This is a genomic window from Spirosoma luteum DSM 19990 (assembly GCF_000374065.1).
GTDB lineage: Bacteria > Bacteroidota > Bacteroidia > Cytophagales > Spirosomataceae > Spirosoma > Spirosoma luteum.
Map to the genome: position 1 here is coordinate 172,567 of NZ_KB893312.1, position 24,108 is coordinate 196,674.

Annotated in this window: 12 protein-coding genes; 8 read left to right on the forward strand and 4 right to left on the reverse strand. The window is 51.4% G+C overall.

The features are described 5' to 3' along the window. Nucleotides 1-3 precede the first annotated feature (3 nt). The 6 genes from B156_RS0127755 to B156_RS0127780 all read left to right on the forward strand — a co-directional run bounded on the left by B156_RS0127755 (nucleotide 4) and on the right by B156_RS0127780 (nucleotide 19,585). Entirely contained in the window at nucleotides 4-3,264 is a 3,261-nt protein-coding gene (locus B156_RS0127755; protein ID WP_026261108.1) for a hypothetical protein, read from the forward strand. Between the two features lie 1,140 nt (nucleotides 3,265-4,404). Continuing rightward, the gene (locus B156_RS0127760; RefSeq protein ID WP_018623078.1) at nucleotides 4,405-13,854 is read left to right on the forward strand and encodes a T9SS C-terminal target domain-containing protein; all 9,450 of its coding nucleotides are present in this window, start codon (nucleotides 4,405-4,407) and stop codon (nucleotides 13,852-13,854) included. 5 nt (nucleotides 13,855-13,859) lie between these two features. Further along, nucleotides 13,860-14,834 (forward strand): PorP/SprF family type IX secretion system membrane protein, encoded by a 975-nt coding sequence (locus tag B156_RS0127765; protein ID WP_018623079.1) that lies wholly within the window; start codon nucleotides 13,860-13,862, stop codon nucleotides 14,832-14,834. Nucleotides 14,835-15,017: 183 nt separating this feature from the next. Next, on the forward strand, nucleotides 15,018-17,354 hold the full coding sequence (locus B156_RS0127770; protein WP_018623080.1) for an OmpA family protein: 2,337 nt from the start codon (nucleotides 15,018-15,020) through the stop codon (nucleotides 17,352-17,354). 129 nt (nucleotides 17,355-17,483) lie between these two features. Beyond that, the gene (locus B156_RS0127775) at nucleotides 17,484-18,401 is read left to right on the forward strand and encodes a PorP/SprF family type IX secretion system membrane protein (protein ID WP_026261109.1); all 918 of its coding nucleotides are present in this window, start codon (nucleotides 17,484-17,486) and stop codon (nucleotides 18,399-18,401) included. 71 nt (nucleotides 18,402-18,472) lie between these two features. After that, a complete protein-coding gene (locus B156_RS0127780; protein WP_018623082.1) occupies nucleotides 18,473-19,585 on the forward strand; it encodes an AAA family ATPase in 1,113 nt (370 codons plus the stop codon). On the opposite strand, the gene B156_RS0127785 is transcribed toward B156_RS0127780, so the two are convergent. From B156_RS0127785 to accC, 4 genes are all read right to left on the reverse strand, one after another. Beyond that, nucleotides 19,582-19,977 (reverse strand): type II toxin-antitoxin system VapC family toxin, encoded by a 396-nt coding sequence (locus B156_RS0127785; protein WP_018623083.1) that lies wholly within the window; start codon nucleotides 19,975-19,977, stop codon nucleotides 19,582-19,584. The genes B156_RS0127780 and B156_RS0127785 overlap by 4 nt on opposite strands. Beyond that, on the reverse strand, nucleotides 19,977-20,186 hold the full coding sequence (vapB, locus tag B156_RS32700; RefSeq protein WP_018623084.1) for a type II toxin-antitoxin system VapB family antitoxin: 210 nt from the start codon (nucleotides 20,184-20,186) through the stop codon (nucleotides 19,977-19,979). Before vapB ends, B156_RS0127785 begins: the two co-directional genes overlap by 1 nt. Nucleotides 20,187-20,231: 45 nt before the next feature. Continuing rightward, nucleotides 20,232-20,582 carry an HNH endonuclease gene (locus B156_RS32705; RefSeq protein ID WP_084757935.1) on the reverse strand — a complete coding sequence of 117 codons (351 nt, stop codon included), beginning with the start codon at nucleotides 20,580-20,582 and terminating at the stop codon, nucleotides 20,232-20,234. Between the two features lie 75 nt (nucleotides 20,583-20,657). Beyond that, the gene (gene accC, locus B156_RS0127795; RefSeq protein ID WP_018623085.1) at nucleotides 20,658-22,172 is read right to left on the reverse strand and encodes an acetyl-CoA carboxylase biotin carboxylase subunit; all 1,515 of its coding nucleotides are present in this window, start codon (nucleotides 22,170-22,172) and stop codon (nucleotides 20,658-20,660) included. Nucleotides 22,173-22,339: 167 nt separating this feature from the next. Between accC and B156_RS0127800 the strand changes: the two genes are divergently transcribed. Together B156_RS0127800 and B156_RS0127805 are read left to right on the forward strand one after the other, a co-directional pair. After that, a complete protein-coding gene (locus B156_RS0127800) occupies nucleotides 22,340-23,644 on the forward strand; it encodes an aminotransferase class I/II-fold pyridoxal phosphate-dependent enzyme (protein WP_018623086.1) in 1,305 nt (434 codons plus the stop codon). A gap of 143 nt (nucleotides 23,645-23,787) precedes the next feature. Next, complete coding sequence (locus B156_RS0127805) at nucleotides 23,788-23,970, forward strand: hypothetical protein (RefSeq protein WP_018623087.1); 183 nt, start codon at nucleotides 23,788-23,790, stop codon at nucleotides 23,968-23,970. Nucleotides 23,971-24,108: the final 138 nt, after the last annotated feature.

Below are 24,108 nucleotides of genomic sequence, written 5' to 3' on the forward strand. Positions count from 1 at the left end.
GTTATGCGAAATCGATACATAATACTGTTGAGCCTGTGGCTGGGTGGGTTGAGCGTGGCTACGGCACAAAACTACCCGTCGCTGGAACGGTTCGGGAAAAACCGGATTCAGTACCGGAATTTTGAGTGGAAAATAATCCGCACCTCAAACTTCGAGATTTACTACTACCAGGATGGCCGCCAGATTGCTAACCTGACGGCCCAGTACGCCGAATCGGAATTCGACCGGATTACCGAACTGCTGGGCTACACCCCCTACAGCCGGGTGAAAATTTTCCTGTTTAACTCCCCCGCCGAACTCACCCAGAGTAACATTGGCCTCAATGCGCAGAGCGGATTGAATAGCCGGGAACAGAACCTGTCCAAATCTCGGGTAGAGCTGGCCTTCACCGGCGACCAGATTAGCTTTCGGAAGCAGATTATCCACGATATTGCCATGCTGTTCGTCTATGACATGCTGTATGGCGGAAGCCTGAAGGATGCTCTCCAGAGTTCACTCCTGCTGACACTACCCGACTGGTTTATGCCGGGCATTGCTTCGTACATTGCTGGTGGAAACAGTCTGGAACTGGATGACTATATGCGGGATGTGTCCGTGACCCGCCCCGTCAAAAAACCGTCATTACTCAATGGCACCGATGCGGAACTGGTCGGTCATTCCATTTGGAATTATATTGTTCAGCGATACGGTCGGGATAATATTTCAAATATCCTGAATCTAACGCGCATCATCCGGAACGAGCAGAGCAGCATTTCCAGTACGCTGGGCGTTCCGTACAACCGGTTTCTGCGCGAATGGCGGGAGTACTACGCCAATATGGCTACCAGCGTTGGTCAGTCTTATCAGGCGGGTACGGATGAATTTCAACTAAAAGTAGGTTCTGCCGATGATAAATCGGTGCTGGTAAGCCTGAAATTGAGTCCCGACAAGCAGTTCATTGCATACTCTGTTCTGCGGGATGGTAAGTTTCAGGTTGACGTAGTCAATACCGCCAATCGTAAAAAATCAACTGTCTTGTCGGGAGGCTATCGGCTGGACGGGGTCGAAACACACGCCAGTACACCGTTGCTGGCCTGGCAGAAAGACAATAACCTGCTCGTTATTACTGATGAGTTGGGGCAAACCAATCTGTATCAGTTCGATGGGTTTGAGAAAAAGGCGAAACGCCAGTTCAAACGACCCGTCAATGGCCTTTCGCAGGTTATCTGGATGGATGCGTCAGAAGATGGAGGCAGCCTGATTTTGAGTGCCGACCGCAACGGACAGAACGACCTGTTTCTGTACAGCATTAACCGGGGTTCTTACCAGCAACTGACCAACGACCTGTACGATGACCTGTACCCGGCCTTCATCGGTCGTACGGCCCAGCAGGTTGTGTTCAGCTCCAACCGGCGGGCCGATACATTGGGTGTGGACAAGGGAAATTACAAAAGTGTCAGCGATGACCTGATGCTGTTTACGCATGAAGGAAGTGCCCGTAATTTGTCGGTGGTTCAGTTGACGGATTCACTGGCTCACGCCACCCAGCCAATACCAGCGGGAGAGTCGACCATCTACTTCCTCAATGATGTAAACGGTATCCGGAATCTTTATCGACTCGCAACCGAAACCAAATCGGTTACTCAGCTAACGGCTTTTCCGCAGAGTATTCATCTGTACGACCTCAACCCGGCAAACGGCGGATTTGTGTACAGCAGTTTGAAAAACGGTGATGAGTTTATCGGATTCCGGTCGCAAATCAATCTTACTCAGACGCTTCAGACACCACCAACGCAGAGAGCGCTGACTACCAATCGGACCACTACCCGGCGTACTGCGCAGGCCATGACCGATACAACTGCCCAATCCGGCAGGGATTCGAGTGCGGCTACTAGTACCCCAAACACCGACGCACAGCCGGACGCGACACCCAAAATCACGCTGGAGCCGGGAGAAGTGGATACCGATAATTACCAGTTTGACCCCGATGTGCTCAAGGCGGTCGAGAACCGGCAGCGTCGTTCGGTAGCGGGTGTTACGCCCACGCTAACTACGCCATTGCCACGCAACCGCCGTCGGGAAACAATTACCATCAGGGGGCCGTATGACTATAAAGGTACGTTTGGCATCAACGAGGCCCCGTCTAACTGGCGAGTCGACCCCATTAAAGGATTTGGTTACGCACAGGAAGTGACAATGACCGACTTGCTGGAAAACCACGTTCTTCGGGCCGGGGGCTTCGTCAGCCTGACCAATACCCTCAAAAACAGCGACTTGTTTGCCGAGTACACGAACCTGACCCACCGAATCGACTACGGTGCCCGTGCCGACCGTCAGACCCTGTTTCTGGATGGGGCGGGGATGTTGCAGAAGTACCGGTACAACCGGGTTGCCGTATCGGCATCGTACCCCGTCTCGGTCAACAGCCGTTTCACCGTATCTCCCTTCTACGCCATCACCCGGCTGATAGACCTGTCCTCGTTCAGTGAGCCGGACCGGGCTTCTGATTATGCGGGTTTGCGGGGAGAATACGTTTTCGACAATACCAAAGTAAATGGTATGAACATGGTGATGGGCACCCGAATGAAACTCCGGTTTGAAGAATACGCGGGTTTACGGAGTTCGTCGGAAAGCTTTCGCCGGCTGTCGCTCGACCTGAGGCATTACCAGAAAATACATCGTGACCTGGTGCTGGCCACGCGATTCGCCTTCAGCCAGTCGGGTGGGCCGGCGCCCAAGCGGAGTACACTGGGCGGCATGGAGAACTGGATTGGTACAAACACAAAAGAACAGGTCGCTTCTAATCCGCTATTGATTCCCAACACGACGCAGAATGAGATTCCCTACGACTATCGGGATGTGTTCTTTCTTGATTTTGCTGCTCCCTTGCGGGGCTTCCGGCAGGGGAAACTGACCGGAAATAGCTACATGCTTTTCAACGCGGAACTTAGACTCCCCCTGATTCGCTACCTGTATCGGGGCAACATAACCTCTAATTTCCTGCGTAATCTTCAGCTGGTTGCCTTTACCGACATTGGTACTGCCTGGAGTGGAAGTGGTCCTTTCAGTAAGCAAAACAGCCTGAATACGGAAGTAGTTGGTGGTGGAAGCATCCCATTCCGGGCCATTGTAACGAACTTTAAGAATCCTTTCCTAATTGGGTACGGAGCCGGTGTACGGACAATGCTTTTTGGGTACTTCGTTAAATTCGACTACGCCTGGGGACTTGAGGACCGGTCGGTAGGAAAGCCCATTCCTTACCTGACACTAGGTTACGATTTTTAAGCGAGCTCATATACTATTTATTCTTAGCCGCTCCCCAGGGAGTGGCTTTTTTGTGCGGTTATATACCGACCAATAAATACCGGAAAAACTCTACACACCGATGTCTATATTCGTACAGTCATACCCCTATCTCCTTAACTAATAAGTAATCGATTGCAAACAAACTACTGGTCTTTCAGGGGTTTACAGCGTCTGATAATTACCAGTCTACCTGTTGTCCTGAAGTTAGGCTGGTTGACTATATAGATGGGCTCGGGCAGGAACCATACAGTTGGCATAGTTTTCGCTAATCGCTCGCAACTCGGGTCAGCCCCTGCTTTCCCGTGATACTCCTACCCGGACAGAATAATGGTATGCGGTATACACAGGTTAGGCAGGGGTTAAGTAGTTAGCGGACAGAAGTTTACTGTTTGTGTATGATTAGTTGGAAAAGGTAAACGTTGTTTGGCATAGTTTTAGTTAAATTTTGAACAGTAAAAGAGTATGTTGACCACATAACCGCATATCGTGACTTATGAGCGATTTGCTGGTCAGAATATCTTTGTATTCTGTGGATGCTATTTACTTGTATTAAGCCTGTTCCAAATTAAGTTGCAGATGGAAGAAATATCTACCGTTCACACAGAACATTCTGAGGCTGTCGTTGACCACATCTATCCCGGGGGGCGCCATGAATCAGATACGAATTATCCGACTATAACACATATTGCTGTTCAGGCCATTCACGCTGTTTGGGGACTGATTTATGGTCGATTGAGACTATTTCAGCCCATTCAATCCTCCCTAATCGCTACCCGAACCCGTCTGCGGTCAGTCCAGCTGACAGTAGGTGAGGAACAAAGCGAACGTCATCCGACTTCCTATTGCCAGGAGCCTCCTGATATACCTGACCCCATTCCCCCTGCCTGCCAACTTAATTCAACCAAAGAAGCGCGCCATTTCCTTACACAACGTCCAATGAATGAGAAATTTATACTAGAATCATCCTTACTCTTATCCACTCAGCCAGCACAAGTACACCGGAGTGCAGGATCTGTAGTCGTCAGGACGAAACCGGATACAGGAGGTAACCTGTATCAATTACTCCGTTCGTTTGTCAATGTAAAATGCAGTCGGGTAACACCTGTCTGGGCAGGGACAATGTCTCTATTCGTGCTGGTGCTTTTCTGTTTGGCTGGCACTTCCGCGCAGGCCCAGACGCCGGGTATCATCAATCTGAGCCTTTATAAACACATCAGTACGCAGTCCCCCGCCATTGGCGATGTGGTGACCTACACGGTAGTTGTGGCCAACTCGCCCGGTTCCACGACGGCTACCAATGTTTCAGTAAAAAACGAGTTGCCAGCGGGTGGAGTATCCTACTTACCAGCTTCGGCCAGTGTTATTCACGGGTCGGGCACTTACGCAACTACGGGTTCGGCTACCGCTACCGTTGGCACGCTGGTCGTTCCGGCTATCGCACCGGGCGACTCTGCCGTACTGGTCTTCAAGGCTACCGTGCTGGAACAGGGTGTCTGGTTCAACACAGCCGAAATAATTGCGGCCGACCAGACGGATACCAACTCTACACCGAATAATCATAGCATGACTGAAGACGACTACGTTTCGGTCTGCTTTTCGGTACCCATTATTTACTATTTCGGGGATGAATATACGGTTATGGTACCATCTGGCTACGACCAGATTGTTTGGTATCGGGACAATATCCCGGTTAGCTCATCAGCCATATCCACATCACTGGCAGAAGTAAACAACGATCTGTCTCTAACCATAAAAAGCCCCGGTGTGTATCGATTTGTAACATACCGCAATGGCTGTCCGGCTACGAATTGCTGTGACATACAGGTTATTCAGGGACCCTACAGCAGTTTGGGCGACTATGTGTTTGTAGACGCCAACAAGAATGGTATTCAGGACGGGGGTGACAGTCCGCTGCCGGGTGTGCCGGTTGTACTGCTGAATAGTTCTAACACGGCCATCGCTTCCACGACCACCAGTATTTCGGGCCTGTACTCGTTCACGGGTTTGACACCGGGCGTTCCTTATAGTGTCAGTTTTATGACGCCCACGGGTTTCGTCTCGACTTCGGCCCAGATTGGGAATAATGACGCCACCGACAGCGATGTAAATCCGGCCACGGGCCAGACCCGTTCGGTAACGCTGGCGACCGGAGAGAATAACCTGAATCTGGACGCCGGTTTCTACCTGCCGAGTGTGCCGACGGCTTCGTTGGGCGACTATGTGTTTGTAGACGCCAACAAGAATGGTATTCAGGACGGGGGTGACAGTCCGCTACCGGGTGTGACGGTTGTACTATTGAATGGTTCTAACACGGCCATCGCTTCCACGACCACCAGCATTTCGGGCCTGTACTCGTTCACGGGTCTGACACCGGGCATTCCTTACAGTGTGAGCTTCGTGACGCCCACAGGTTATATGTCGACCTCGGCTCAGATTGGGGGCAATGACGCCACAGATAGTGATGTGAATCCAGCTACAGGTCTGACCCGCTCGGTAACGCTGGCGACCGGAGAGAATAACCTGAATCTGGACGCCGGCTTTTACCTGCAATCTACCTGCCCAACAGACTATAGTCTGGTTGTATCAGGTGACGTTGCTACATGCATCGGTGGTTCGGCTGTCCTGACGGCTTCAACCTCTGTACCAAACGCCCAGATAAAGTGGTATCTAACATCGTCTGGCGGAGTTCCTTTCGCAACAGTAAGCAGTGGAGCGAGTGTAACGGTAAGCCCGGCAAACACAACGATGTACTACGCCGAGGTAACAACCGGTGCCTGTACCAGCCTTCGTAAGTCAGTAGCGGTTGTAATTACAGCAATAGATGCACCGGTTATTTCCGCCAGCACCAGGAATACCTGTCCGGCCACGACGGTTAATCTTAAGACCATTCAAATCCAGAACAGTAATCCGGATTTAACCTATGAGTGGTATACAAGCCAAACCCGTTCGCAAGCCACGCTGGTAACCAACCTGACTGCGGTGGGTGCCGGTCAATACTACGTTTTTGCCAAAGGCGGGAGCTGTTACAGCACCCCGGCAATCCTGACGGTTCAAATTGTTGACTGTAACTGTCAAAACGTGGCGGGTGTAAATGTAGGACCGGGTCAATCGGTTTGTGCAGGCGATGTTGTCCCGCTCAAAGCGGTACTCTCCGGTTCAGCAACCAGCGTTACGTGGAGCACGAATGGTACGGGTACGTTTAGTAATTTGAACAGCCTGACAACAACCTACACCGCAACGACTTCTGACATAGCTACGGGGAATGTGCTGCTGACCGCTACCACCAACGATCCTGACGGGCCGGGTGGTGTTTGTCAGGAAGCGACCAGTTCTGTAATTGTTCGTATCAGCAAGCGGCCGGATGCACCCGTCAACGTTGCCTGCGACGATACCTTGGTTTGTCAGGGCAGTAGTACGAAACTGATTGCTTTTGCACCGGGTTCCCGAATCAACTGGTACGATCAGGCCGGAAACTTACTCGGTACCACACAGAGTGGCGGCAAACTAGTAGTAACGCCATCAGGACCGGGTGCCGCTGTGTATTATGCAGAAGCCTTCACGGATGCCTGTGTCAGCACGCGCTCATCAGTAACCGTTACGGTAGGTTCCTGCCAGGCGGATCTGGCTGTTATTAAAACAATCGTGACACCAGGGCCATATAGTATTGGTCAGAAAGTTACTTACGCCATCACGGTGAGCAACAATGGTCCGATAACGGCGACTGGGGTGAAAGTGAGCGAACTACTACCCACATCGCTGACGTACGTTAGTTCGACACCCGCAGGCCAGTATAGCCCGGTAACGGGGATGTGGACAATTGGTACATTGACTAACGGATCAAACCAAAATCTGCTGGTTGAAGCAACCATCGTTTCTGGTGGGTCAATCAGGAACACGGCCATCGTAAGTGGCTTGAATAACAATCCGGCCAAAGCACAAAACGACACTTCGTCAGTCAACATATCCATCGTTGACTGTGTAGTTCAGGCACCTACTATCATCTGTGCAATTACCGAGATTTGTAAGGGTGGCACAACGACAATAACCGCCAAGGGATGCAGTGGTGGAGCCGTATTATGGTCTAATGGGCAATCGGGTGAAACGATATTCGTAACGCCTTCCTCCACTACGACCTATACGGCAAAATGTGAGATTGCGCGCTGCCTTAGTCAGCCGTCCAACGCCATTGTCGTTATAGTACTCGATCCGAAAACGCCAACCATCACGGCCAGCTCCGACAATGTATGTCCGGGCACATCGGTAACGCTGACGGCATCGGGTTGTGCCGGTGGTACGATCGAATGGTCGGACAAGGCGCAGACAGGAGCTTCCATTGTGGTGACTCCCTACAGCAAAACGACCTACACGGCCCAGTGCCGGATTGCTGGTTGCCTGAGTACACCAGCCGTGAAAACGATTAATATCACGACCGATATTCCGGCACCGACCATCGTTTGCAGCACATCGGTCGTTTGTCCGGGTGAGGCTATAACCCTGACCGTTGAAAACTGCGTGGGAACGCCAGTCTGGAACAGCACAACGGCCACGACCGGCAGTATTATCGTAACGCCAACGGTTGGCAACAACAGTTACTCAGTATATTGTAAAAATGATGCCTGCGTAAGCAAGTCGTCAGATGTGTACACCATCAACATCGTAGCACCAGTTATCCCGAAAGTGACGGCCAGTGCGGACACGGTGTGTGCCGGTGGCGCTGTTGTCCTGACGGCTGCCAACTGCAATGGTACGGTGATGTGGAACGTAGAAGGCAAAACGGGACCGAGTATTACCGTGTACCCAACGGCCAATATCAGTTACTACGCCCAGTGTAAGTTCCGTACCTGCCTGAGCAACCCATCTGCGCCGGTGAATATAGCGGTGGTATCGCCATCGGCTCCGATTGTGAAAGTGAGCAAAACGCTCATATGCAGTGGCGATCCGGTATCGCTCACCGCTACGGGTTGCACCGGTACGGTTGTGTGGCATGGTACTGATAAGGTGGGGGCCAGCATCACCATCTACCCAGCGCAGTCGCTGGAGTACTATGCTACCTGCAAGCAGGGAAGCTGTGAAAGCGATGCGTCGAACCGGGTACGGGTAACGGTCAACACCTCGCCCGCTCCTGCCCCAACGGTAATCGCATCGACAACGACTATCTGCAATGGTGGCCTTGTTTCCCTGACTGCTACCGGTTGCGAGGGTGGTGCCATCCAATGGTCGGATGGGCAAACCGGACCGGTTGTTTCGGTAACCGCAACCCCAGCAAACCGGGAGTTCTACGCGCTCTGTAAGCCTGCCAGTGGTACGACTTGTGGTAGTGGAAAATCGAACGTCGTTACTCTGAACATTACGTCGATACCCGCACCGACCATTATCTGTAGCACATCGGTCGTATGTTCGGGTGAGTCACTGGTACTGACGGTAGAAAATTGCCAGGGCACTCCCTACTGGAGTAGTATCGACTCACACGCTACCAGCCTGACCGTAACGCCATCGGCAACGACCACTTACACGGTGTACTGTCAGAACGGCACCTGCCGAAGTGCTACATCGCCGGAGTATACCATCATTGTCGCGCCGGTAGTAGCCCCAACAATTACTGTTTCAGCTACGGCTGTGGCACCGGGGGGAACAATTACCCTGTCGGCATTGGGTTGCGCAGGTGAGGTGATCTGGTCTGCCAATGATATTAATGGAAACAACAAGGGTGCTTCTATCGTGGTGCGGCCGGAGGGTACGCAGACGTACTTCGCCCAATGTAAATTCCGTACCTGCCTGAGTCCGCCCTCAGTTCCGGTTGTTATCAATCCCGGCGATTGTGCTGCCAGAGCTGGCAGGCTGTTAGCGACTAACGCAACGGTTTGTGGTGGTTCGAGTAGCACGGTTACAGTAGCCGCCACCATGAACGGCGGACTGGTACAACCCACGGGTTATTCACTTGCCTACGTGCTGGTGAAAGGAGGAGTGATTCAGCAAACCAGCCCAACCCCACAATTCGTGGTGTCGTCTGCCGCAGCTGAATACACCATTCATACCCTGGTGTACAATGCGAATACGGCCGACCAGAACTACCTCAATCTGGCGAACGTAAACCTGGGTGTAACAACACCCGCTGATGTACTGGCATTGATTGGTACCAAGTGCGCCAGTCTGGATGTTGTTGGAGCGAAAGTAACGGTGCATAACATCGAGCCGCCTGTGCTGTCGGCTGGTCCGTCGCTTACCGTTTGTAGCGGTGGTACGGTTTCCTTGACGGCTACCGGTTGTGCCAATGGTACCGTTACCTGGTCGGATGGAACGGTAGGGGCTACCTACGCCAAACCCGTCTTCAGCAACCTGAATCTGACGGCTATCTGTACGGTTGATGGTTGCGCGAGCAAGCCATCGGCCATTGTCCAGGTAACGCTGGGTACGCCACCCGTTCCAATCATCGTGAGCGACAAGTCGTCAATCTGTCTTGGCGAACCCATTTCGCTGACGGCCACCGGGTGTGTGGGTGGAACCTACATCTGGTCGGATGGCAAAACGATTGGCAATACACTGACGATCTCACCAACGGCCGATGTTACCTACCGTGTGAAGTGTAAACTGGGCGACTGTGAAGGTGATCAGTCGGCGGCCATAACCATTAAGGTAGGGGCACCTGCCACGCCAACCGTTTCCATTCTGGGTGGTAACAGCAGCACAACGGTTTGCTTCGGTGCACCGGTAACGCTGGTAGCCGAAGGTTGTTCGCCGAATAGTTACGTGACCTGGTCCAATAACCAGGTGGGTAACTCCATTACCGTATCGCTGGCCAGTTCGGCTACCTTCACCGCTCAGTGCTGCAACTCGAATCTGTGTAAGAGTGCTCCATCGGGTGTACTGTCGGTAACGGTACTGCCAAAAGTGCCCCAGCCAACTGTGAAGGATATCACCAATACCTGTCCGATGCTGACGGCTGACCTGGCGAAAGCCGTGAGTAGCAATCCGGCCACAGCGGGTGGTATGTTTGCCTACTTCACGGATGCGACGCTGAGCGATGCCTCGAAAGTAACTGACCCGGCACACGTAGGTTCCGGCACGTTCTACGTGGTAGAGAAAACAGCCAGTGGCTGTGTGAGTCTGCCGCTGATGATTCATGTGCAGATTACTACCTGTAGTGAGCAAACCCCCTGCGACGCTGCCAATCCGGCAACCGCCAGTGCGGGTGCTGATGCCAGTGTGTGCGCTGCCAAGACCTACCAGCTGAGCGGTGCTATGGGTGGTGCGGGCAAAACTGCCCACTGGACTACCAGCGGCAACGGTACTTTCGATAACAGCTTTGCCCTGAACGCGATTTATACCGCCAGTGCAGAAGATGTACTGTCGGGTAAAGTAACCCTCACTCTGTCGGTTAGCACGAACAACGCAGCTTGCCCGGTAGCAAAGGATGACATGCTGCTCACGATTGATGGCATCAAGTCGATACCTACTATAGTGATGGTAGGAGCCACGAAGCTCTGCTACGGTGATTCGGTTATCCTGAGAGCACCCGCCGGTGCTGCCGGGTACAAGTGGAGCGATAACGAAACGACGCAGACGATTGTGGTGAAACGCAGTGGTGTCTACAGCGTTCAACTGCTGGATGGCAAGGGCTGTAGCTCGGTCAAGTCAGACAATGTAACGGTGCAGGTGAGTGATCCAATCCCGACCCCGCTGGTGCGTAATCTGCGGAACACCTGTCCGGAGAAAATTGTCGACCTGACAAAAGCACTGTCGTCAACAACGCCGGGTAGCTCGTACATCTACCGCATTTGCGAATGCACCACGTCCAACATCGTTATCCGGCCCGATTCGGTTTGTGAAGGTAACTACTGGGTTGTGGAGAAAAACGCTGCGGGTTGCCTGAGTGCCCCGGCCAAAGTGGTTGTGAGCGTATTCAACTGCGCTGCCGATACGATGGACACCGATGTGCAAATTACTAAACTGGCCAGCACGGCATTCGTGAAGAACGGCGCACCGGTAACCTATACCATTACGGTGAGCAACGCCGGCCCGCACACCGCGAAAAATATCGACGTACGGGATGTACTGCCGAAAGGGCTGTCATTGCTGACTCCTTCTACAGCCGACTATACGGTTTCCGGTGGGGTAATCACGAAGCGCATCGACAGCCTGAAAGCAGGTCAGTCGAAGCAGATTGTCTTCAGTGGTCGTATTACGGAGAAAAAGCAGGCGATTGTCAACATGGCCGAGATTACCTACCTCGACAATAAAGACACCAACCTGGCTAACAACAAATCGAGTGTAACGGTAACCGATACATCGACGCGCCAGCCGAGCCTGATTGGTATTGCGAAAGCGGTACTGGGTCGGCCAACGGCAGTAGGTGATTCGCTTATCAGGGTCTCATACAAATTTGTCGTAACCAACTTCGGTGAGGATACGCTGAAACACATACAGGCGACTGATGACCTGGCTTACTCGTTCTCACCGAATACGGTAACCGGAACGAAGCTGACACTATCGAACAGTGGCTCCTCGCTGAAACTGAATCCGGCCTTTACGGGTACCGGCAGTAACGCGAACCTGCTTGACACGATGAGCCGTCTGGCACCCGGTCGCTCGGAGATGTTCGTCCTGGATGTAACGGTGCGCCGGAATTTGGGCGATACCACCAAATCGTTCAACAACTTCGCCAGTGCGTCGGCGCTGAACAGCTTCACTACTGTATCGGATATATCGGTAGCTGGGGGCGATTCGGATCCGGACAATGACGGTGACCCAACCAACAACACCAGTGCAGCTAGTTTCACACTGGGAGCCAGTCAGCCACAAGGCCCAAGTATTGGTCTGGCCCTGGCAGTAGTCAGGATTCAGCAGCAGCCTGATAGTTCGTATAACATTACCTATAAGGCCACCATCAAAAACTTTGGTGATGTAGCTCTGAACGGTGTTGTACTCACGGACAGTCTGATTAACGCCTTCACCGCCCCGGCATCCTACACCGTAGTAGGTGCGCCAACGGTAGGAGCGGGTAGTACGCTGGTAGTCAACACAGGTTTCAACGGAAACTCGCAGCCAAACATGCTGACCCCTGCCAGTTCACTGGCCGTGGGTGCCCAGGACACGGTGCTGATAACGGTGAATGTGAAAACCGCTGGCAACAATGGTCCGTTCTACTCCAGCGCAACGGTTACGGCACATACGCCGGATTCGAGCCAGGTAGTGAAGGACATCTCCAACAGTGGCCTTGACCCGGCACCAGCCGGTTCGGTATCGACAACGGTTCGCTTCGACCTGCCGAAAGCACTGTTGGGTGTAGCTAAGTCGGTTGGTTTGCCAACACTGGTAGACGTGGGAGTTTACGACATTCCATATACCATCGGGTTGTTCAACCTGGGTACGGTTCCGCTGAAGAAGGTACAGGTGGTGGATAAACTATCCGAGACCTTCGGCCACGGTGCCCTGATTGTGAGCAGTCAGATTTCAGTGACCAGTACAGGAGCCAGTGCCGACAGCCTGATCATCAACCGGCAGTACACCGGCCAGGGTATGATTACGAACATGCTCGTTGACTCGATGAGTACTCTGCCCGTCGGTGGTAAAGCCTATCTGACCTTCATCGTTCGGGTAGACGTGAAAAACGCTGATTCGCTGACGTTCTACAACACGGCGCTGGCCACCGCCCTCACACTCGACGGTCAGGTTGTGGAGGATATGTCGACGGCGGGTACGAATGATGACCCGGACAACGATCTCGATCCGCGTAACAACAGCCAGCCAACGCCTATTTCGTTGAATGGCCTCGCATCGTCGTCGTATCTTGGTCTGGCCATGTCGGTTCGGGATACCGCCCGCCAGGCTGACGGCAGTATGAACGTAACGTATCAGTTGGTACTACAGGCTTTCGGACCGGATACACTGACGCATGTTAGCGTGAGCGATACACTCCTGAAGGTATTCAATGCCCAGACGGGTTCGACCTTCTCGGTGGTCAACAGGCCGGTAATCATATCAACGGGCAGTACGCTGAAACTGAATCCAGACTTCAACGGTGGTTCTGACCCCGTACTGGTGCTGGGCGATAGTACCAGTACGCTGGCGGCCGGTAAAGCGGATACCCTCCTGATGGTGGTGAATGTGATAGCCGATGGTAGTACCACCACGTTCCTGAACTCTGCTTATGGTAGGGCCAGAGCAAAATCAGGTCTGGTCACGGATATCTCAACGACCGGTTTGATTCCTGACCTCAACGGAAACGGAAACCCAACCGACTCGAACGAGCGCGAGGCCACGGTGCTGATTCTGCCACCGAACTATGCGTCGATATTCATTCCGGAAGGGTTCTCGCCAAACGGTGATGGTGTCAATGATCTGTTCGTGGTTCGGGGAACCACCGGCCTGAGCGTTAGCCTGGATGTATATAACCGCTGGGGCAATCTGGTTTACACGAATGCCAGCTACCAGAACGACTGGGATGGTAAGCCAAACACGGGTGTCATGCTCAGCTCGGATGCGAGTGGGGTGCCCGACGGAACGTACTACTACGTGATTAATTTGAGCGATGGACGCAAGTTTGTACGATATATGACGATTAACCGCTAATACCGATGTCAACTAATTTTTCAACCAAACATTGGGCAGGTATGCTGCTACTGATCCTGGGGTTCAGTAGCAGCCAGGTCCGGGCACAGCAGGACAAAATGTTCTCGCAGTACATGTTCAACATGATGGCCCTCAACCCGGCCTACGCCGGTAGCCGCGATGTGCTGAGCATGTCGGCGCTCTACCGAAACCAGTGGACTGGCCTGCCGGGAGCACCCCAAACGGCCACCTTCACGGCTGATATGCCCCTCAACAACGAACGGGTTGGTGTCGGTATACAACTGTACGGCGACAAAATCGGTGTGTTGCAGGAAGCAGGAGGGTTTGCCTCCTATGCTTTCCGCATTAAAGTAGGGGCCAGGTCAACGCTGGCGTTGGGTTTGCAGGCGGGTGCTTCGAGCTACCAGCTCAACCTGACAGAGGTAAGAACGTCGCCCGATGGGCAGATTGATCCGGCGTTTGCCAGCAACATTTCCAAGATACTCCCCAATTTTGGCACGGGTATCTACCTAAGTAACGACCGGTCGTACCTGAGTTTGTCGGTGCCGCGCCTGGTCAAAAACAAGCTTAGTGAGTACAATGTCGGCAATTACCGGTCCGTACAGGCTCGGCAGGCATATCTGGCGGCTGGGTTTGTTGTCGGTATTACACCCGGTATCAAGATGAAGCCGTCCATGCTGATCAAGTATGCCGACGGTGCTCCGCTTGGTTTCGACGGTAACATCAACTTCTGGTTTGCCGACCGTATTGCCATTGGGGCATCCATTCGCCGGAATCAGTTTTCGTCTTGGTCCAAGTACACGACCGATGCTGTTGTGGGCATGCTGGAAATCCAGTTGAACGACCAGTTTCGATTTGGGTACGCCTACGACCATACGATGAACAATTTACAGAGTGTGGCTCCAAGTTCGCATGAAATCATGATTCGGTATGAATTCGGCTTCGGCAAGAACCGCATCCTGACACCGCGTTATTTTTAGTTTTGGATGATTGAGTGATTGAATAGCAAACACAGGATGGTTTGCGGCAGCTATTCAATCATTCAGTCACTTAATCAAAACTAATTCCGGCCCAGTATTTGCTTAATGAAAGGTGCATCCTCCTGATTCGTTAGAGAGGGTACACCTTTTTGCTGTAGTGCCGGTCATCAATTCCCATCTCATATGAAAAACGTTTTTGCTATTGTCGTACTGACCTGGCTGCTGGTTGGCCCGGCGCTGGCTCAGTCGCTGGTGAAACAGGCTGACCGTCAGTTTACTGAGCTGGCTTACGCGCAGGCTATTGAATTATATGAAAAAGCGCTGACTGCCCCAACACCCATATCGGAAGACGAAAAACGGGATGCGCGGGCTAGGCTGGGGTATAGCTACCAGCAAATGCGTGATATGCCCAATGCCGAGCGTATTTACCATGACCTGGTAACGGCTGGCAACCTGCCCCCCGATTACACCCGGTATTACCTGTTGTACGCGCAGGCCCTCGCCAGCAACGGTAAATACCGCGAAGCCCAGGCTGCTTATGAGAAGTATGATGCCATACCGGCGGGTACCCAGAAAACAACATCATTCACCAAGATTTACAGTGATATCAGTACGCTGACCAGTAACGTCGGTAACTATAAAGTTAATTATCTGAGCATGAATACCCGGCGGGCCGAGTTTAGTCCGATGTTGTATAAAGATGGGCTGGTATTTGTAGCGGAAGGACATAAAGGTGGTCTGAAGGGACTGTTTGCCAGTAACAACTCGCACTACCTGGACCTCTATTATCTGCCCGACCTCAAAACCGCAGCGAATTCACGCTCTGCCCGACGGGACAGAGTTCAATTGCTCCAGGTACTGGGCAGGGATGAGTACACTGCCCCCACGCCCAACGATACCAAAACGATTGGTTATTACGGTGGCCCCAACCTGAACATAGGCTATGGCGACCATCCCATCAGTGAATCGGACCGGTTTGGCCGCACCCTGAACACAAAATACCACGAAGGCCCGGCTACGTTTACCAAAGATGGGTCGAGGGTGATATTCACGCGAAACAATTACAATGAAAGACAATATCGGGAAAGTACCGATGGCGTGAATAAGCTCAAGCTGTACACCGCTGTCCAGGTGAACGGTATCTGGAGCAAAGCGGAGGAGTTACCCTTCAACAGCGACGAATACTCGACCGGCCACCCAACGCTCTCTAAAGACGACCAGCGGCTTTACTTCTCCTCCGACCGGCCCGGCGGGTTTGGTGGTACCGATATCTACATGTCTACCTGGGAAAAAGGGAAATGGGGAGCGCCAGCCAACCTGGGGCCGGAGGTCAATACGAAGGGGAATGAACTATTTCCATTCGTGGATGAGCGCGGCAATATTTACTTTTCGTCCGATGGGCGACCCGGCCTGGGTGACCTGGATATATACTACACTACCCTCACGCCCGACGGTAAGCAGGGGCAGGTAACCCGTAACCTGGGTGAACCACTCAATTCGGCTAAAGATGATTTTGGTATTGTAACCGATGCCGACCGGATGAGCGGCTATTTCAGTAGCAACCGCAAACGGGGTGGCGCCGACGACGATGTGTACCACTTCACCCGCGAGGGGTCATTGTATCCCTGCCGTGAATTAACGGTACGTATTATTGATGCGGAGTCTAAACTGCCACTTCCCAACACAGCCCTAGCGCTGGATAACGCAATTAACGACCAGCAGAAAAAACTCCAGACAGATACGACCGGGATTGCCCGGATTTGTCTGGATGTGGAGAGTGATTTCAAATTCCTGGTGAGTCGGGAGGGGTATGACGATAGCAAAGTTGGATTTTCGACCCGGAATCTGCTTGACGATAAACCCTCTCAGTTGGAAATTATTCTCTCAAAACCCAAAGCACCGGTCATCTCGACACTGCGCGGGCGCGTAACCACCCAATCGGGTAAAGACCCTATTGCGGGGGTAAAAGTGCTGCTGGTGAGTGAATGCGACGGTACATCGGAAGAAGCCACGACCGACGTTGATGGCTATTATGAGTTTGTCATTAAGCCCGGCTGCGATTATTCAATTGAGGCCATGAAGGATAAAATGGGCACTACAGGCAGCCGGATTGCTAAAGATGGCAGCGGAACCGGCAATATTACCATGTTCAAAAAAGGGGACATCGTTAAAATCGAAAATATTTATTACGATGTCAACAAAGCAGACATTCGCCCGGATGCCGCTGCTGAACTGAATAAGGTAGTGGAGTTGATGAAGAAGTACCCGACCATGATTATCGAGATGCGGTCCCATACCGATAGTCGGGCAACGTCCAGCTACAACAGTATGCTATCCGGCAAACGGGCCAAGGCAGCAGTAGCCTATTTGAAGTCGAATGGAATTGCCAGTAAACGAATGATTGCCAAAGGGTATGGAGAAAATGACCTGCTCAATAAATGTAAGGATGGGGTCGATTGCCCGGAGGAGGAGCACCAGCAAAATCGCCGGACGGAGATCAAAATAATAAAGTTGAACTGACCCGTCTGGAACAACTTCCTTCAACTAGTTTCTGAAATGCCAGCTGTACCACCGGGCCATTCCGGTATAGCTGGCATTTTAGGTTTTACCGCCAAAACCCTGCAACTTGTTGGTTATTTCCTTACTAGTATGCGCTTTGCTTTTCTCATCGTTACTACGCTCCTGCTGACGGGCGGTTTTCTTTTGCTCTCGGGGTCATCCGGTTATGCGCAGAAAGAAGTTCTATACTCCCAGTATCTCCAGAACCCACTCAGCATCAACCCGGCCTATGCGGGTAGCCGAGAGTCGTTTCATCTGACTGCCCTTCTACGCCGAAAGTGGATTAGCGTGCGCTATGCCCCCATTACGCAGAGCGTATCGGCCGATGGAGCCATTGCAAACGGGCGTATTGGGCTGGGTTTTCAGGCCCTCAATGATCGAATGGGCGTCTTTACCGCCACGGGCGTGTACGGGAATGTAGCCTACCGGTTCAACCTGCCCGCCCTGGCCAAACTGGCCATTGGTGTGCAGGGGGGCGTTAGCGTCGTGCCGCTTTATGATGTTACGGCAGCCGCGAGTATTAACCGGGCAATAGCCAGTTTTGGCGTTGGTCTTTACTATCGGTCGGATCGTTTTTTCGGGGGTATCTCCGCCCCCGAACTCAGTGGGCAGGTAACGGATTTAACAGGCCGATATAGCTACAAAAGTGTTCGGCCGGTTATGATTCAGGCGGGAATGCCGGTTACCATCAACGAAAATACGGTACTGATTCCATCGGTACTGCTCTCGAAAATAGCCGACCGTCCAGTTGGTTTTGATATCAATCTGCGGGCCTGGTTCAACGAAGAAATTGGGTTGGGATTATCGTACCGGCAAAATAGCCCCGGCCTGATTTCAACAAACTATGTGCAGGCGTTTGCCGAATACCAGTTGACCAAAGCAATTCGGCTGGGCTATATCTTCAATTCCCAAACTCCCGAAAGCCCCAACGCCATGCAGTACGACCAGAAGGCGGTACACGAAATCATGCTCCGTTTTGCGCCTAATGTTCTGTCGTTTACTTATTAAATTCATGTGCCTACCGCGCCTAAATTTTTTTTGGTAAATTAGACCCCACAAAACCGTAACAAGACGCCCCATTGAAACCTGACAACGAAATTTTTGGGGCTGACCTGTTGCGCTACCTGTCGGCCAACACCCCTATGCCCAGCCAAGCAATCATTCAGAATTTGTATATCCCCAGCGACCTTGACCGGGAATTTCCACTAGCTCCGCACTTCGTGCAGGCTTTTGGCAGTTATCCCAATTACCTTCACTTCAACGACGATTTTAAAATGTCCGCCCAGCAGTTGCTGGATAGCCGGGGGTTTACTTTAATCAATCACTCCGCCCGCGTTACCGACCAGGGTTGGCACATGATCGAGCGGATCTATCAGCATAATGATGGCGTCGTGTTAAAGGCGGAGTTTGTTGGCGACCGCTTTTTTCGGTTGTACGGCTACTACCGGGACGAGGTATCGGCCCGGCTATTGCTCGACGGCTTTCAGGAGCATAAATACGTGCATGAGGATAACCAAACGCACATTTATCTAATTCAGGCCGGGTTGGGTGGGCTTCATACGGAGCGCGTAGAGATTTTACCGCCCAATATTGACCTGGAACTTCATTACAATGACGATTTCCCGGCTGTTCATGAACGATTAGTGGGTTTGCTGGCTCAGCCCAAAAGCAAGGGCCTTATTCTGCTCCACGGCGAACCCGGAACCGGTAAAACGACCTATATCAAGCACCTCAGTTCGCTGGTCAAGAAGGATATGCTGATTTTGCCGCCTTACATGACCAATTACCTGACTTCGCCCGAAATCATTCCCTTTCTGCTGGACAATAAGGAGTCGGTATTAATTATTGAAGACGCGGAGCGAATCCTGCAATCGCGCGAAGCGGGGGGGGATACCAACAGTGTGTCGAATATCCTGAACCTGACGGATGGCCTGCTGGCCGACTGCATGCACATTCAGGTGATTGCAACGTTCAACGCGAGTAAGCACTTGCTGGATAAAGCGCTACTCCGGAAAGGCCGCCTGATGGTGGATTATGCCTTTGGGAAATTATCGCCAGCCAAAGCCAACAACCTGCTCAGTCACCTCGGTATGGAGTACCGCACCGACCAGCCCATGACCCTGGCTGATATCTTCAACTTCGACGAGCAAACCGTTTCGGGCGAGCGGCAGGAAGTAAAGATGGGGTTTTAGAATATTCGCTTTACAGGTTTATCCCTTAAGTAATCATCAAAAACTGTATCGCTACTTATCAGGTTCATCTCTTCAATGATGGCTTGGGAAATTATCATTCGGTCGAAGGGATCTTTGTGGTAAAATGGGAGTTTATTCTGCCCGACAGTATGCATGAAATTGATGGGTAGAATAACCATTTCATTGCTTGTTACATCATCAATCACCGTTGCATAGCTGCCTTTTATCGTCAATTTTCCTAGGGCAGTTTTGATTGAAATTTCCCACAGGCTAGCGATACTGACGAATATTTCATTCTCTGAATCTTCAATTCTCCTCCGTGCTTCTTCACTCAATTCAACTGAGCCGCTGATAAACCAGAGAAATATCTGCGTATCAATGAGGTAGTTCACTACATATAGTCGTTAAAGTCGTCTAGTGGTGCATTGAAGTCAGAAGTAAGATCGTACTTCCCCTTAGCGCTGCCAAATGTTCGTTTACGGGGCTTCTCCATTGACTCATTGCTGTACTTATTTTTAAGGAATTCAACATAATGTAATACCTCCACCTTTAAATTTTCTGGTAGTTGGTAAAGTTGTGATATGATGAGTTTCTCTGTCATTATTGTATATCAACTTAATCTTTAACGCATTTTGTAGTTATGGGTCTACCTTTTACCAAAATTACACTGATAGCATAAAGAATCAATATTCTCAATGCTATCGCTGCCACCTTTATTCAATGGGGTGATGTGATCCTTCGTCCATACGAATTTATACCTTTTGTCGGGCCTTTTTGGCATTGAAGACCAATGCCGATTGCATTTTGGGCACTTATTATACTGCTCTAATTTATCAAGCCACTCTCTTTTGGTGTGATTTCCCGAAGCCGCTTTTCTTCTTTGTAAATAAGTGAATGCTCTATTTTTTCGGCAAGTCTTACAGTATAAATGTACTACAGAAGTGGATGAAGATGTCCAGGTGCCCCAATTATCTTGCTCACATTTGCTACAGATCATTGTGTATGATGAAATGAAAGCAAGTAACAGCGAAAATGCAGTTGACTTCAATAATTGTCATAAAGCACGATGGTTTTACCCCATCCGGTTGGCTTTCCACTTACTCCGCTGCGCCGTCGTCTGGGCAGGTGTTCCATTCGATTTCGGTTGGGCCGCGTTCGACTTCTGATTCTCCAGTAAGTAGGCAGCTAAAACAACGGCCAGTTCGCTCTCTGTAATATCGGGGGTGGGCGTTAGCTTGTCGGGGGTGAAGTACTTGCTCACAAAGCCCGTATCGAACTGGCCCGACCGGAAAGCCTCGTGCTCCATCACGAACCGGCAGAAGGGCAGCGTCGTTTGTACACCCGAAATCTGATACTCATCAATGGCCCGAATCATTTTCTGAATGGCTTCTTCCCTCGATTCACCATAGGTAATCAGTTTGGCAATCATCGGGTCGTAATAAATCGGGATATCCATGCCCTGCTCAAATCCATCGTCTACCCGAACTCCATTGCCCTGGGGCCGTACGTACTTGTCGAGCGTACCCACGTCGGGCAGAAAATTATTGGCGGGGTCTTCGGCGTATACCCTTACTTCCAGGGCGTGGCCTTTCAGCTGCAAATCCGCCTGTTTGATGGCAAGCGGTTTACCTTCTGCAATGTAAATCATCTGCTTTACCAGGTCGACGCCCGTAATTTGCTCCGTTACGGGGTGTTCTACCTGAAGGCGGGTGTTCATTTCCAGAAAGTAGAAATCCAGCTTTTCGTTGACGATGAATTCCACCGTACCTGCTCCGTAGTAGTTACAGGCGCGGGCCACATCAACGGCGGCACGGCCCATGGCTTCCCGGATTTCGGGGGTAAGAATGGCCGATGGAGCCTCTTCGATGACCTTCTGATGCCGACGCTGCACGGAACATTCCCGCTCGAACAAATGAATAATGTTGCCATGCTGATCGCCCAGTACCTGAATTTCGACGTGCCGGGGCGAGGTAACGTACTTCTCGATAAACACGGAACCATCGCCAAACGAAGAAATCGCTTCACTTACAGCCCGGTCCATCTGCTCATCAAAATCGTCCTCTCTTTCCACTACGCGCATCCCCTTACCCCCCCCGCCTGCACTGGCTTTAATCAGGATGGGATAGCCGATTTTGGCTGAGATTACTTTGGCCTCCCCACGGTCGGTGATGGCCGCAGGCGTTCCCGGAACCATCGGAATGTTGTAATGGGCAACGGCCGCTTTGGCGGCTAACTTACTACCCATTACCTCAATGCTTTCGGGCGAGGGACCAATGAAAATCAGGCCTGCATCGCGTACAGAGCGGGAGAAGGCTGCATTTTCGGACAGGAAACCGTAGCCGGGATGGATAGCATCTACTCCCAATTGCTTGCAAACATTGATGATTGCATCGGCCCGGAGATACGACTCCGACGAGGGGGGCGGACCAACACAAACCGCTTCGTCGGCATAGCGAACATGCAGGGCATTCCGGTCGGCCTCTGAATAGATGGCAACTGTCTTAATACCCATTTCGCGGGCGGCTCGCATAATACGTAAGGCAATTTCGCCCCGGTTGGCAACGAGAATTTTGTTGATAGTGGGCATCGTTTTAGGGAGGCAGATTAGTACCGTTTGTCAATGATACAGATTTATGATAAAACAATCATGGAATTGAATATTTCGGGTGTGAATTTGTGCTACCAAAAGTTAACCGTATTTTTGCACTTATAGCGCAAAAAAAAAGGCTTCGGCCTGATAAACAACGGTAGATAGTGGATTTATTTGAGAAACTGCGTACTAACCAGGGTCCCATCGGTTCGCCCGCACGGGAGTTTAACGGACATCATTATTTCGCATTCCCTAAACTCGAAGGAGAACTGGGTCCCCATATGCGTTTTCAGGGCAAAGAGGTTTTAAACTGGAGCCTGAACAATTACCTCGGTTTAGCTAACCACCCTGAGATACGGAAAGTGGACGCCGAAGCATCGAAGGAGTGGGGTTTGGCTTACCCCATGGGTGCCCGTATGATGTCGGGTAACAGCGATCTTCACGAGCAGTTTGAGCGGGAACTCGCCCAGTTTGTCGGGAAAGAGGATGCGTTCCTGCTCAACTACGGTTACCAGGGAGTTATGTCGGCCATTGAAGCCATTGTGGATCACCGCGATGTAATCGTTTACGATGCCGAATGCCATGCCTGTTTGATCGATGGAATCCGGCTGCACAAAGCCAAAATGGGTGAATACTATAAATTCAACCATAACGACATGGAAAGCCTGGAGAAAAATCTCCAGCGGGCCACCAAAAAAGCAGCCGAAAAGGGTGGAAGCATCCTGGTCATTACCGAAGGCGTGTTTGGCATGTCGGGTAAAGTGGGTAGCCTGGATAAGATTGTAGCCCTTAAATCAACGTACGAATTTCGATTACTGGTTGACGATGCACATGGCTTTGGAACCATGGGCAAAACCGGCGCGGGCGTTGGTGAGCTGCTTGGTTGTCAGGATGGGATAGATTTGTACTTTTCCACGTTTGCCAAGTCCATGGCGGCTATCGGTGCTTTCATTGCGGCCGATCATGACATTATCATGTACCTTAAGTATAATATGCGGTCGCAGACGTACGCCAAAGCCCTACCAATGCCCTATGTGGTGGGTGGACTGAAGCGACTTGACATGATTCGCAACTCATCGGAGTTCCGGGATAAACTTTGGGAAAACGTTCGGGCGATACAGTCTGGACTGCGCGAGCGAGGTTTCGACATTGGCGAAACCGAGTCGCCGGTAACGCCCGTGTTCCTGCACCATATAGAAGGGGGCGTTGCTGAAGTAGCTACGCTGACCAAGGATCTGCGCGATAATATGGGTGTGTTCTGTTCTATTGTCGTATACCCGGTTGTGCCAAAAGGTACAATCATGCTGCGGATCATTCCCACGGCTGCTCACTCGCAGGCCGATGTTGATTATACCCTGGACGCTTTTGCTAAAATGGGCGATAAGCTGAAGAAAGGCACTTATCGGGAAAATACCCCCTCTATAGACCCGAAAACGCTGGAAGTATCGGCGGAAGCAGCCACTGAGTAGGGTTTTTAGTAAAAAATTGGATTTTTTTGCCATTTTTTTGTTCAAGCTATTGCGCTGTATTAGAGAATGACTAAATTTCAGCCGAAAACCGCGTTTTTAGCGGAATTTAGGCATTTTTAAACACTTAAACCCATACAATAGCTATGGCACGTTTCGATGAAGTAAAGAATTTGATCATGTCACTGGAAGGTGATTTTGAGAAGTTCTACGAGAAAAATAACCAGGCTGCAGGTACCCGCGTTCGTAAAGGAATGCAGGATCTGAAGACGATGGCGCAGGAGATCCGTTCCGAAGTTCAAAATACCAAGAACACGACTCCAAGCTAGTACTGGCTATAGTTTTAGTAGCCGTAAAAAAACTCTCTTGTCAGATTATAGATCTGATGAGAGAGTTTTTTTTTGAAAGTCCGCAGCAACAGCAGCGCAATGCCTTATGGTTTCGGCATGAATCAGCTGACACCAAAA